General features: G+C 48.7%; 12 protein-coding genes. 8 read left to right on the top strand and 4 right to left on the bottom strand.

Going from position 1 to position 13,868, the window contains the following annotated elements; genetic code table 11:
- Window positions 1-244 precede the first annotated feature (244 nt).
- The 8 genes from Undi14_RS04165 to Undi14_RS04130 all read left to right on the top strand — a co-directional run bounded on the left by Undi14_RS04165 (window position 245) and on the right by Undi14_RS04130 (window position 9,067).
- Window positions 245-958 carry a response regulator transcription factor gene (locus Undi14_RS04165; protein ID WP_186884909.1) on the top strand — a complete coding sequence of 238 codons (714 nt, stop codon included), beginning with the start codon at window positions 245-247 and terminating at the stop codon, window positions 956-958.
- A complete protein-coding gene (locus Undi14_RS04160; RefSeq protein ID WP_200178008.1) occupies window positions 955-2,493 on the top strand; it encodes a sensor histidine kinase N-terminal domain-containing protein in 1,539 nt (512 codons plus the stop codon). The genes Undi14_RS04165 and Undi14_RS04160 overlap by 4 nt, the downstream gene beginning before the upstream one ends.
- A gap of 1 nt (window position 2,494) precedes the next feature.
- Window positions 2,495-2,788, top strand: coding sequence for a DUF4212 domain-containing protein (locus tag Undi14_RS04155; protein WP_200178007.1), 294 nt, complete (start codon window positions 2,495-2,497; stop codon window positions 2,786-2,788).
- 4 nt (window positions 2,789-2,792) lie between these two features.
- Entirely contained in the window at window positions 2,793-4,832 is a 2,040-nt protein-coding gene (locus tag Undi14_RS04150) for a sodium:solute symporter family protein (RefSeq protein WP_200178006.1), read from the top strand.
- Between the two features lie 71 nt (window positions 4,833-4,903).
- Window positions 4,904-6,328 carry a circularly permuted type 2 ATP-grasp protein gene (locus tag Undi14_RS04145; protein ID WP_200178005.1) on the top strand — a complete coding sequence of 475 codons (1,425 nt, stop codon included), beginning with the start codon at window positions 4,904-4,906 and terminating at the stop codon, window positions 6,326-6,328.
- Between the two features lies 1 nt (window position 6,329).
- Window positions 6,330-7,280: an alpha-E domain-containing protein gene (locus tag Undi14_RS04140; protein ID WP_200178004.1), complete on the top strand. Its 951-nt coding sequence runs from the start codon at window positions 6,330-6,332 to the stop codon at window positions 7,278-7,280.
- A gap of 17 nt (window positions 7,281-7,297) precedes the next feature.
- Window positions 7,298-8,104, top strand: a complete 807-nt coding sequence (locus tag Undi14_RS04135) for a transglutaminase family protein (protein WP_200178003.1) — start codon at window positions 7,298-7,300, stop codon at window positions 8,102-8,104.
- Window positions 8,105-8,176: 72 nt separating this feature from the next.
- Window positions 8,177-9,067, top strand: a complete 891-nt coding sequence (locus Undi14_RS04130; RefSeq protein WP_200178002.1) for a proteasome-type protease — start codon at window positions 8,177-8,179, stop codon at window positions 9,065-9,067.
- 34 nt (window positions 9,068-9,101) lie between these two features.
- Here Undi14_RS04130 and Undi14_RS04125 read toward each other — a convergent pair whose 3' ends face one another.
- The 4 genes from Undi14_RS04125 to Undi14_RS04110 all read right to left on the bottom strand — a co-directional run bounded on the left by Undi14_RS04125 (window position 9,102) and on the right by Undi14_RS04110 (window position 13,598).
- Entirely contained in the window at window positions 9,102-9,674 is a 573-nt protein-coding gene (locus tag Undi14_RS04125; protein WP_200178001.1) for a DNA-3-methyladenine glycosylase I, read from the bottom strand.
- 156 nt (window positions 9,675-9,830) lie between these two features.
- The gene (locus Undi14_RS18445; RefSeq protein ID WP_200178000.1) at window positions 9,831-11,423 is read right to left on the bottom strand and encodes a methyl-accepting chemotaxis protein; all 1,593 of its coding nucleotides are present in this window, start codon (window positions 11,421-11,423) and stop codon (window positions 9,831-9,833) included.
- Window positions 11,424-11,796: 373 nt separating this feature from the next.
- Window positions 11,797-12,168, bottom strand: a complete 372-nt coding sequence (locus Undi14_RS04115) for a hypothetical protein (protein WP_200177999.1) — start codon at window positions 12,166-12,168, stop codon at window positions 11,797-11,799.
- A complete protein-coding gene (locus Undi14_RS04110; RefSeq protein ID WP_234030389.1) occupies window positions 12,168-13,598 on the bottom strand; it encodes a S41 family peptidase in 1,431 nt (476 codons plus the stop codon). Before Undi14_RS04110 ends, Undi14_RS04115 begins: the two co-directional genes overlap by 1 nt.
- Between the last annotated feature and the right edge of the window lie 270 nt (window positions 13,599-13,868).

The following is a 13,868-nucleotide window of genomic DNA, read 5'->3' as shown; positions in this document are numbered from 1 at the left end:
AATCCAGACATATTAAAAATTTATTGTGCCTTTAAATCTACGCAGACCTGAATTGGGCTAAAGTTGAGCTAATATTAATGGCTGGGAATGGCGATACAAAAAGCTGCCAAGATTGTTATCTGGAATCGCCTTTGCAAACCCGCGAGACCTTTCATTATCCAAAAAAAATCAGAAAAATCGGTCAGCGGCACGGATACTATTTATCCATTTCCCATCAGAATCAACTTGGTTTGGAATATTCATTATGCGTATTTTATTAGCAGAAGACGACAGCGTGCTGGCAGACGGACTGACCCGCTCACTGCGGCAATCAGGTTATGCGACTGACTGCGTCAGCAACGGGCAGGAAGCGGATTCTGCGTTATCGACTCAGGACTTCGATTTACTGATTCTGGATCTCGGCCTGCCAAAAATGAGCGGACTGGAAGTCCTGCGCCGTTTGCGCGCCCGCAACTCACATCTTCCGGTACTGATCCTGACTGCTGCTGACTCAGTAGAGCAAAGAGTAAAAGGGCTGGATTTAGGTGCTGATGATTACATGGCAAAACCGTTCGCTTTGTCCGAACTCGAAGCACGCGTCAGGGCTTTAACACGACGCGGTGCTGGCGGCGGCCCCACCGTTATTAAACACGGGCCGCTGAGTTACGATCAGGTCGGCAGAATTGCGTATATCCACGAACAGATGCTGGATTTATCAGCGCGCGAACTGGGTCTGCTGGAAGTGTTATTACAAAGAACCGGACGCCTGGTCTCGAAAGAGCAATTGGTCGACCACCTTTGTGAGTGGGGCGAGGAAGTCAGCAATAACGCGATCGAAGTGTATGTGCATCGTCTGCGTAAAAAAATTGAAGTTGATGGCGTCAGAATTGCGACAGTCAGAGGATTAGGTTACTGCCTTGAAAAATTCTTCGTCGCACCGTCAGCGAAACCAGCCAATCCAGATGCCGGACAACAATGAGTACAGACAGCAGCGTCGCTGATACTTCATCGAATTCTGCGCCCGCTGCGTCAGAAAATATATTGTTGCAGCAGCCAGAAGAAAAGATCCAGCGCTCGTTATTTGGCGAAATTCTTGACTGGATGCTGGCGCCGCTGTTACTGCTGTGGCCTATGAGTATTGCCATTACCTATCTGGTGGCAAAGTCGATTGCAAATCAGCCTTTCGACCGTGCACTGGAAGACAAGGTACTCGTGCTCGCACAACAGGTCAAAGAATTTGATGGTCAGGCGATTACCCAATTATCTAAACCGGCACGCGATATTTTGCGGGCCGATGATCTCGACAATATTCATTTCCAGATAAAAAATGCCAAGGGGGATCTGATTGATGGCGATCAGGATATTCCGGCGCCTACTGATGAAGAACGACCTGCGGCCGGTAATATTCAATTCAGAAATCTGAGTTTGCGGGGTATCGATTATCGCATCGCGTATAGTTATATCGATTTAACGCCACCGACCAAGAAAACGGTCAATCCTGAGTCGTCGCAGATCATGATACAGGTCGCGGAAACGCTGGAAAAACGCGCTGTTCTGGCGAATGAAATTATTAAAGGTGTGGTGCTGCCACAATTCATTATCTTGCCAATCGCGCTGGCACTGGTCTGGTTTGCACTGAGCCGGGGCTTATCGCCGCTGGCCGAATTGCAACAACGCATACGCGCCCGCCGCCCGGATGATCTTAGCCCTATCGATTCGCGTCAGGTGCCGGAAGAAATCACGCCGCTGGTTAATTCATTAAATGACATGCTGGCACGTCTGGCGCAAACCATAGACATTCAAAAACGCTTTATCGCGGATGCTGCGCACCAGATGAAAACACCGCTGGCGGGTATGCGTATGCAATCTGAACTTGCATTACGACAAACCGATCAGGAAGAAATACGGCGCTCACTATTGCAGTTATCGACCAGCTCAGAAGCAGCAACCCGCCTCATCAATCAATTGCTGACGCTGGCTCGCGCAGAAAACCTGACCCCGGCCACCCGGCCTCTGGAGCAGGTGAACTTAAATGAACTGGCGATGAATGTCGTTCGGGACTGGATACAGGCATCATTCGCAAAAAAAATTGATCTGGGTTTTGAACAGCCCGATTTTCCCATCACCATTTTCGCTAATCCATTGATGCTGCGGGAAATGCTGAGCAATCTGATCGACAATGCGATCCGCTATACCCCTGCAGAACACAGTATTACTGTCAAAGTCAGCATGAATGAACAGCAGGCGCTGGCCATCATCGAAGTAGAAGACAATGGTCCCGGCATTCCCGTCGCTGAACGTGAACATGTATTTGAACGTTTTTACCGCATCCTCGGCAGCAATGTACAAGGTAGTGGACTCGGCCTTGCCATCGTCAGGGAAATTGCACAACAACATGGGGCGCAAATAGAAATTCTCGATAATCCCCATCCGCAGGACCCGCAATTTCCCGGTACCGTTTTCCGCATTTCGTTCAGATTAAACCCCTTTGATGAATTCATCGGCGAAGCGTGAAATGAAGACGCCATCGACATCAACACCGGAAACAAAGTCTGCGCCACATCATTATTGGCGACGCACCAAACGGCTGACTACGGCGCTGTTGTTATGTTGGGGATTGCTCAGTTTTTTCAGTCTTTTTTTTGCGCGGGAACTATCCGAATGGCATTTCTTTAGCTGGCCACTGTCGTTTTATCTGGCAGCGCAAGGATTGACGCTGAGTTACGTTCTGATCCTCGCGATTTACTCGATAGGCATGCGCTGGATACAACGCCCCCGACAAGACGATAAAAACGATAAAGACGAATAAGCACATGTCGCCACAAAAACGATTTACACAGAGATTAACGTCCTACTATCTTTGGTATACCTTACTTTTTTTTATTTTTCTGATCGTCCTGACGATACTGGAAAAAGAAGGCGTTCCACGGGTCTGGATAGGCTATCTGTTTATGTTCGCCACCATCGTTATTTACGCTGGCATCGGCTTGGTCAGCCGAACCTCTGACATTGCGGAATACTATGTCGCCGGAAGACGGGTACCAGCAGTATTTAATGGCATGGCAACCGCGGCCGATTGGATGTCCGCCGCCAGTTTTCTGAGTCTTGCCGGCGGGCTGTATTTACAAGGCTTTGATGGACTGGCCTATATCATAGGCTGGACCGGTGGATTTTGTCTGGTTGCGATGCTGATCGCACCCTACATCAGAAAATTCGGCCAATACACGATTGCAGATTTTCTGGGTACGCGATTTTCAGGTAAACCACATACCAATATCGTGCGTATTCTGGCGGTACTGGCAACGGTGTTTATTTCTTTTATCTATGTCGTGGCGCAGATTTATGGCGTCGGGCTGATCACTTCGCGCTTTACCGGAGTCGATTTTTCTGTCGGAATTTTTCTGGGATTAGCGAGCATACTGGTTTGTTCATTTCTGGGCGGTATGCGTGCCGTCACATGGACGCAGGTATCGCAATACATCATCATCGTGATCGCATTCATGATTCCGGTCGCCTGGTTGTCGGCCAAACATACGGACAATCCATTTCCGCAAATATCCTATGGTGCATTTTTACCAGAGCTGGCAAAAAAAGAAGCCCAGTTTGATAAGAGCCCCAAGGAAAAAGAAGTCAGGGACATTTATAAATTACGTGCAGACGAATACGATAAAAAAATTCAGCAGTTGCCTGAATCATGGGAATCCGGGCGCGCCGAGCTGCAAAAAAATCTGGAAGAATTAAAAGCTGGGAATGGCTCATTAATTGCGATCAAAACCGCCAGTCGTGCACTGGCAAACTACCCAGCATCGCCAGCTGATGCAAGAAATAGCTGGGCGGAAGCGCGCAATTCCTATCTGTTGAAATCCAGGCCAGGCTTTGCACAATATACGCCTTATGCTGCCAAAGATAAGGCTGAATCCGATATCAAACGAAATAACTTCATGGCGCTGGTGTTGTGTCTGATGATGGGTACCGCAGCCCTGCCCCACGTGCTGACACGCTATTACACTACACCCTCAGTGACAGAAAGCAGAGACTCCGTATTCTGGTCTTTGTTTTTCATTATGCTGCTGTACATCACGATTCCATCGCTGGCGATACTCGTTAAGTACGATATCTATAACTCGCTGGTTGGCAGCGAATTCTCCAAGTTACCTTCGTGGGTCACGTATTGGGCAAACATTGACAAACTTAACCCGCTGGTCAGCATCACCGATATCAATAAAGACGGCATAGTGCAACTTGCAGAAATCGTACTTGATGGCGATATCATCGTTCTCGCCACGCCGGAAATTGCTGGCTTACCTTACGTTGTTTCCGGTCTGGTCGCTGCTGGCGGGCTGGCGGCGGCACTATCAACGGCAGACGGATTGCTGCTGACTATTTCAAACTCTTTGTCGCACGATATCTATTACAAGATTATTGACCCCACGGCATCCACACAAAAGCGGGTGACGATTTCAAAATTACTGCTGCTGGTGGTTGCGCTGATTGCGGCCTATGTGGCATCACTCAAACCAGCCGATATTTTGTCACTTGTTGGTGCGGCCTTTTCTGTCGGCGCATCGACACTGTTTCCCGCACTAATATTGGGCATATTCTGGAGGCGCGCGAATCGTCAAGGCGCTGTTGCGGGCATCATCACGGGCTTTTTTGTCTGTATTTTTTATATGGTATTCACCCACCCATTATTTGGCGGTAGTCCGGCCAATCAATGGTGGCATATTGCACCGATATCAGCCGGCGTATTCGGTGTTCCTGCCGGATTCATTGCCATGCTGATCGCCAGCCTGATGACACCAGCGCCCGATCAGCACACTACGGAACTGATTGACTATATCCGCGCTCCCTGATTTACACGACTGATTTTGCTTGGCACGCTTCTTGATATAGCTAAGTTGACTCAGTAATCGTGGAATGGGACATGGCAAAATTCTTTAATGAAATGACGGCCGAGACCATCGGCACAGCAGATTCGACGCGTGAGCATTATCGCGAATTCCATCACTGGTTAGCGAAGCAATCGCCGGAGCGCCTGCAACGCAAACGCGCCGAAGCCGATCTCAGCTTTCGTCGCGTCGGCATTACCTTCGCTGTCTATGGCGACGATGCGGGCACAGAACGCCTGATTCCTTTCGACATCATTCCCCGTATTATCCCCGCCAAGGAATGGGCGCTACTGGAAACCGGGCTGGTACAGCGAGTGAAGGCATTGAATATGTTTATTCACGATGTCTACCATGATCAAAACATCATTAAAGCCGGGATTATTCCACCTGAGCAGATTTATAAAAATGCGCAGTACCGGCCTGAGATGCAGGGTGTTTCTGTTGCATCAGATATCTATGCACATATCGCCGGCGTCGATATTGTGCGTGCAGGCCAGGGTGAATTTTACGTATTGGAAGATAATCTGCGCGTACCATCCGGCGTCTCCTATATGCTGGAAGACCGCAAAATGATGATGCGGCTGTTTCCTGAATTATTCGCCAAAAACAAGATTGCTCCTGTAGAGCATTACCCGGATATGTTGCTGGATAATCTGCGCTCAGTGGCGCCGATGGGAATCGACAATCCGACCATCGTCGTCATGACGCCAGGTATGTATAACTCAGCTTATTTCGAGCACGCATTTCTGGCGCAACAAATGGGGGTTGAGCTGGTCGAAGGTAAAGACCTGTTTGTTGACGATAATGCCGTGTATATGCGCACGACGCGAGGGCCAAAACGGGTGGATGTAATTTATCGCCGGGTCGATGATGATTTTCTTGATCCGCTCGCATTTCGCCCGGATTCATCGCTTGGCGTTCCCGGTCTGTTATCGGTCTATCGCGCTGGACGTGTGACCCTTGCCAATGCGATAGGTACGGGAGTTGCAGATGATAAGTCGATTTATCCTTATGTCACGGATATGATCAAATTTTATCTGTCTGAGCAACCGATACTGAATAATGTACCGACGTATCAGTGTCGCAAACCAGATGATCTTGCCTACACCCTCGCCCACCTTCCTGAATTGGTTGTCAAAGAAGTTCATGGTGCAGGTGGCTATGGCATGCTGGTTGGCCCGGCTTCAAGCAAACAACAAATTGAAGATTTCCGTCAGCGCCTGCTTGCCAAACCGGAAGGTTATATCGCGCAACCGACATTAGCCTTGTCGTCATGTCCGACTTTTGTCGACAGTGGCATTGCTCCGCGCCATATTGATTTGCGGCCATTTGTATTGTCTGGCAAGACGATATCGATGGCACCGGGCGGACTGACCCGGGTCGCGCTGGAAGAAGGTTCATTAGTCGTGAATTCGTCACAAGGTGGCGGCACCAAAGACACCTGGGTATTGGAGAACTGACATGCTGAGCAGAACTGCTGATCATCTATTCTGGATGGCGCGCTACACAGAACGCGCCGAAAACACCGCCCGCATGCTGGATGTGAATGTGCAGACATCCATGTTGCCACAATCTGCAGAACATGCAGAAAATGGCTGGCGTGCCATGTTGGGTATCTCGGAGTTGCAATCGTCGTTTGATTTCCACTACGGCATCCTGACAAAAAAAGATGTGCTCGATTTCATGGTGCGTGATCCTATGAACCCCTCATCCATCGCTTCCTGTTTAAAAGAGGCCAGAGAAAACGCACGTGCGGTGCGCGGCACACTGACAACCGAAGTATGGGAAACCCAGAATGCAACCTGGTTATCGATGCAGGAAAAACTCGCGAGCGGCATCGTCGAACAAGACCCCAGCCAGTTCTTTGAATGGGTGAAATACCGTTCACATTTATCGCGCGGTGTGACGCTGGGAACGATGTTAAAAGATGAAGCGGTTCACTTCATACGCCTCGGTACATTTCTGGAACGGGCGGACAATACCGCGCGTATTCTGGATGTGAAATTCCACGGCACGAAAGCTAAAGTACAGCCGAAGGAAAGCATACAAAAGGATTTTTATTACTGGGCAGCATTGCTGCATTCCGTTTCCGGATTCGAGATCTATCGCAAAGTGTATCGCGACGTCATTACACCGGAACGCGTGGCGGAGTTACTCATGTTACGCGGCAATATGCCACGCTCTTTACTCGCATGCATGGATGAAGTCGTTGCCAACCTCGCGGTGGTCAGCAATGATGTCTCAGCAGACACCGAACGTTTCGCCGGAAAGCTACATGCGGAATTAAAATTTGCCACCATTGAAGACATTCTGAACGCCGGACTACACAACACGCTGACGGAATTTCTGGAGCGCATTTTTGAATTAGGGAATCGCATCAGTCGTGATTTTTTAGTCCCTCTGGCTGCCTGAAAGCACCAACGTTCATTATGCAACTCCATATCCGGCATCAGACCAAATATATCTACTCCGCGCCATCGTCATACACGATACAGCAATTGCATCTGACGCCACGTACGGAGTTGCATCAGCATATAGCGCAGTGGAGCATAGTCGCTGCTGGACATCGACATGCATACACAGATGCCTATGGCAATCAATCTCATACACTGACCATTACTGAACCGCATGTGGAGGTCAATATACTGGCGTCGGGCATCGTCAATGTCAGAAGTCCGGATGCCGGACGTATTTCCGACGCCAAGCCATGGTCGCCACTAATATTCACCATTCCCACCCAGCTCACGGAAAGCAGTGCGGAAATTCAGGCGTTTGCGAAACGCTCTTTACCTCGGGAACAATCGGCCTCCAGCCGTGAGCTCCTTTATCTTGCAGAGCAGATAAGGAATGCGGTTGCCTATCAGACCGGCAGCACTGTCGTTACCACTACAGCCAACGATGCCTTGTTAATGGGACGAGGCGTGTGTCAGGATCATGCACATTTATTTCTTGCTTGCTGCCATGTCATGGGCATACCTGCCCGCTATGTCTCAGGATATATCGATCCGGAATCCAGCGATCACGCTGAAAGCCATGCCTGGGTAGATGTCTGGGCACAAGACCATGATTATCATGGCTGGATCAGCATCGATGTGACCCACGTCAGACTGATGACGGACTCTTATTGCCGCCTTGCTATCGGTCGTGATTACGATACAGCAGCACCGGTTCGCGGCATACGGCGCGGCGGCGGTATTGAAACATTAACAGTCAGCGTACAGGTGACGCCGCAATAGCGTGTTGCATGACAGTTCAATGATGGCCTGAGGTAAAATCCTGACTTATACATACTCTACTCACGATTTAATATGACTTACTGTGTAGGCATACGCCTCGATGCCGGGCTGGTTTTTCTCTCGGATTCCCGCACGAATGCCGGCGTGGATCAGGTCGGTACATTCAGAAAAATGTCCGTCTTTGAGAAAGCGGGCGAACGCATGATGGTGTTGATGACGGCAGGTAATCTGTCGATTTCACAGTCCATACGCGAATTACTTTCTGAGTATCAGGATGCGAATGGCAACACAATCTGGAACGTCCAGAGCATGTACGATGCTGCGCGTATTCTGGGCGAAGCCGTGCGTGTCATACATCAGCGCGATGCCAAAGCCTTATCCGAATTTGGTATCGACTTTAATGTCAGCCTGATGTTTGGCGGACAAATAAAAGGCGAACGTTGTCGCCTGTTTCAGATTTACTCAGCAGGTAATTTTATTGAGGCACATAACGAAAACACCTATTTTCAGATTGGCGAAGCCAAATACGGCAAACCTATTCTCGATCGCGTCATCAATACGGCAACCAGCCTTGACGATGCGGCAAAATGTGCGTTAATTTCTATGGATTCCACACTGCGTTCCAACATCTCCGTCGGTCTGCCCTTGGATCTGCTGGTCTATGAAAATAATCATCTGGCAGTATCACGCTTCGTCACCATCGATGAAAAAAATCAGTATTTTCAGATGATCAGAAATAGCTGGGGGCAACAATTAAAAACCGTCTTCGAAGGAATAGAAGCGCCGGTCTGGGATATCAATGCTTCCGCAAGCAATCTGACCGGGCATCAACCATCAGCTTCAGCGGCCAATACTCATAGCAAACCTGTGATGGTTGCGCATCCGGATAAAACCTCAGGCACATCCACAATGGGAAGCCTGCAATCCTTCGCGGAACAACGCAGCAACCCACGTCAGCACTGATATGCTTGTTTAATTTCAAACTGAAGGTAATTAATCAGACTGCGGACTGACGCCAGTCACAGTCTGCGGCATGATCGTGTACCATGCCGATGGCCTGCATATACGCATAGATTATCGTTGAGCCGACAAACTTAAATCCTCGTTGGCGCAGATCCTTGGAAATACGATCAGACAATGGCGTCGTTACTATGCGCTCACCATGATTCAGTATCGGTTTGCCGTCGACATATGCCCAAAGATAGGCGTCCAGACTACCGACCTCCTCGCATAGTTGCAGATACGCTTTGGCGTTACTGATGGTCGCTGCGACTTTCAAACGATTACGCACGATGCCGGGATTGGCCAGTAATTCCGCCACCTTATCGGCGTCGTACTGTGCAATTTTTTTTGCATCCCAGTCATCAAAAGCAATGCGGTAACTTGCTCGCTTATTCAAGACGGTTTCCCAGCTTAATCCAGCCTGCGCACCTTCCAGATTCAACATTTCAAACAAACGGTTTTCATCATGACATGGGCGCCCCCACTCGTTATCGTGATAATCGAGATACAAAGGATTGGCAGAATTTGCCCAGGCGCAGCGCTTTGTCTTTACTAACTTATTTTGCATAATCACATTCACCACACAACATGATAGACGAGATCAACGGCGCAGTATCAGCCGTTGATCCTCAATTCATTACTCCTGCCGTCGGCAGAAATAATCCGGCAGCATCAGCGATGCACTCACTCCATTCATCAATTCTACCGATTCAGATACTGTCGATCAGAATGCTTGTTGCGGCTGAACCATTGTCAGGTTTTGTCGGGAGCTGAGCTTAAACATGCCGACCAGGCGGCTCAGATTCTCCGCCTGCGTTTGCAATGCACCAGCCGCGGCGGCAGCTTCCTCCACTAAAGCAGCATTTTGCTGAGTCGTATGATCCATTTGCATAATAGCGGTATTAATCTGCTCTATACCCAGACTTTGCTCCTGCCCGGCCGCCGTAATTTCACTGATAATATCCGTAACCCGTTTGACGCTTGCAACAACCTCGTTCATCGTAATACCGGCCTGATCAACAAGTTTAGTTCCGTTGTTAACCTTCTCAACAGAGTCATTGATTAAATCTTTGATTTCTTTCGCAGCACTGGCCGAGCGATGCGCCAGATTTCTGACCTCGGAGGCCACCACTGCAAAACCCCTGCCTTGCTCACCCGCTCTGGCGGCCTCCACAGCCGCATTCAGCGCCAGTATATTCGTCTGGAATGCGATGCCGTCGATGACCGCGATAATATCCACTATTTTTTTGGATGAGTCGTTAATCGAACTCATCGTCTGTACAACCTGAGAAACCACGTCACCACCTTTTTCTGCAACCTGAGATGCCGACTTTGAAAGCTGATTGGCTTGTCGCGCGTTATCGCTGTTTTGTCTGACAGTCGATGTCATCTCTTCCATAGAAGATGCCGTCTCTTCAAGTGAGCTCGCTTGTGACTCTGTTCGTGAAGACAGGTCCATATTTCCCGTGGCAATCTGCTCTGACGCGGTTGCAATCAGATCAGTACCACTACGCACCTCACTGACAACCTTCAGCAATGCACTGTTCATGTCTTTCAGTGCCTGCAGTAACTGACCTGTTTCATCTTTCGTGGTGACTTCAATTTCACTCGTGAGGTCACCGGAGGCAACCGTCTTGGCGATATTCAGCGCGGCTTGCAAAGGGCGGGCAACAATACGGGCAATCCAGAATGCTAATGCCAACCCAACTCCAAGGCTGCCCGCAAGAACGGTAATAATCAACCAGCGTGACTGTCCGTATATCGATTCGCCCAACTGATAAGATGCGATGCCTCCATCCGTATTAATCTGCACTATTTTATCGGCACGACTCAGTATCTCAGCATTCAACCTAGATGATTCCCCTCGCAGCGTTGCCCTCGCTTCCGTCAGACTGCCGGCGCGCGCCTGGCTTGTGATTTTAGCTGCTTCGGCAGCATAAGACTCCCACAGTTTTTGATACTCTGAGAAAATTTTTTTCTCTTCAGGTTCAGATATAAGCTTTTCATAATCCGACTCATACTTTTTAAGCTCAACTACATAATCCTTCCAACGTTTTTCATATTTATCTAATGCTGTCTGGTCGCCGGCGGAGAGAACAATCTGCATTTCTTGCGTACGAAGCCTGGAAATTCTCTCTTTGATTCCCATCGCCGCATTGACACTAGGCATCCAGTTAGTGCCTAAATCGTAAGCGGTTGAATTGACCCTGGAAAGCTGTACTATCGAAAAAATGCCGAGCAACATTGTCAGCAAAAGTAAAGAGAGGAAACCTACAAACAACTTAGCAGTGATTCTCAAATCATAGAAGAATTTCATGATGCTTCCTTTCGATTTTTGACACGAGTTGAATTGTATGACGGGATTATTCTGGTGATGTACTTGTAAAAAGAGACGACATATTCTTTGTGACTGCCTACCCGGACAATACTGCCGAATATGGTGAGTTCATGCAGCCTTTTTCAACATGAACGTGTAAGCGATACAACACACGGGCCTGCACATGAAATATCGGCGGACACGTTCGGTGCGTATTGCATTGCCTGAGTGAATTATTATGATCCGGTAACGGTTAATGGCCCGCCATAAAAAACAAGAGAATTTTTCTAATGGAGGAGTCCCGCATAAATAAAAAACCTCTGGCGTGACCAGAGGTTTTCATCATGGGACTGAACGAGTGAAATTGCGATATTTACTTGACTCGACAACGCGCCTTATTTAAAAGATAGCGTTTTGACGAGTTCAGATGAACCAGCCAGCATTGCGTGCCGTTGGTCTCAAGCCTGAAGCGATGCGGTATTTCCAGATCACGCCCTTGTATCAGCTCACCATGCTGGTTCGTCTGATGTTTGCGCTCAATGATCACTTCACTGCTTTGCATGAAATCAGAAGCAGATAAAGTGACTTCAGAAAAGCCGCTCATACTGCTGATTGCAGCTCCTAACTCCTGCATCACTACATGATCGGACGCCAGCAACACTGCCGCTTTGTCAGGGGAAGCGGCAGTGAACTGACATGCCGACAGCATCAAAATACTGGCGGCAAAAGTAAGCTGATATCTCATCAGTGTGGCATCGCCGCGAGAATACGCATTTCCTGACTTGCCGGACGTATCAACTCATAGTCGGGCTCGGCACCAAGCACACTGGCACCAGCAGAATTAGCCGGGCACAAACCTGTCTGACGATAAGATAAAGCCGTTTTGAGCATTGTTTCATTTGCGTCGCCACGCAGATGAGTGACATCGTCAGACGCTTTGCAGGTCGGTGAAAAGCCATCAGCATAATCACCAAACCCTTTTTGATTCACACCTTTAAACTGAATCGCGAAATAGGTGTACGAGCAATTGTCCTGAGGAACGAAACCATAAGGCTTACCACGTGTCAGATCACCGATCAGATCAACCGCGACATCGACTCCGCGCAAACTGTTAATAATCGATTCGCTGGCAGAAGCGGTATTCCGTGTGACCAGCAGGGTGACACGTTTTAAACCCAGATATGGAAGCTGCTCATTCGTCGTCGTGACCGCATAGAACGGATATACCGTATTTTTTGCAGCGAGCTTGTCGTTGTAAGTCAGCTTTTCAAATATCTGTCCGTTTGTCGTAGTTGGTCCGGCAATCATATATGCCAGTTGACTCGCAACATACAACAGGCCACCGCCGTTGTAACGCAGATCGATGACCAGATCCGTGACATTCGCTGCTTTCAATTGCTTGATGGCGGCAATCAGCTCCGCTTCGGATTTCGCGATATGTGTATCAAACGTGAAATAGCCAACGGTACCGGATGCTGTTGGAATAGTCTTCACATTCAACACTGTTGACGTCGAATAGGTCGCAGGAGTCAGACTAATCTCTGCGGCGCCGTTGAATCCTAATTTATGCGCCATCACTTTGGTTGGCGAGAGGATTTCATTCAACGCAGCTACGCCGTCAGGAGTCGCCTCTGTGGCAACAACGCCATCAATCGAAGTAATGATATCGCCACGCTTGATCCCGGCCAATGCAGCAGGGGAACCCGGCGCGACATCAGCAGCGAGAAAAATGCGTGACGGTGCCGTACCTTTTGCCATCCATTTAATGCCGTAATCCTGAGCAATACCTGATGACGACGCATTCCAGGATGCGGTGGTCTGCGACCAGTGGAACTGATCAACACTTGCGCCAGAATTAGTCTTGGCGTTTGTTTTCAGCACATCAAAATAGAGTTGCGGCGTCGCATAATTTGCGGCCACGATATTGGAAGGGATATCGGCGTACCAGAGATAAGTTTCGTCGACAAAAGAACGCAAATAAGATTTTTCGTTCTCGACGGTACCCTGACGATCGCTAGTATTAGCGCGGGGATTGGCACAAAGATTTGCCAACGTGGAAGATGGCGGCAAACCTGAATTACCCGGCGGCGTAGTGGTGCTATCACCACTGTTACCGCCTCCACCACCACATGCGGCCAGAATACTCAACAAGCTCAGTGAAATTATTTTTCTCATTTTAATTAATTAACATTTAAGTGGTCTTTAACAAAATCCAGTTTCAGATTCTGCACCGAACAACAGCAAATAAAGTGTAAGTTAATTAATTGAAAATGAGCAAGTTGATTATCAAATTTATTAAATCGAGGTAAATCAGGGACTAAAACTATTTCCCTGATTTACCTTTTGTTTGATTCAAAACTGACGCAATTTGTTCCGGCAAGGGATAGCGGCGCAGACAGTGCCAATGTAGGGGCAGAAGCCGGGACGCCGCTTGGGCGTTGCATA

Source organism: Undibacterium sp. 14-3-2 (genome assembly GCF_016595265.1).
GTDB classification, from domain to species: Bacteria; Pseudomonadota; Gammaproteobacteria; order Burkholderiales; family Burkholderiaceae_D; genus Undibacterium; species Undibacterium aquatile.
This window is presented reverse-complemented; position numbering and strand designations above follow the sequence as displayed.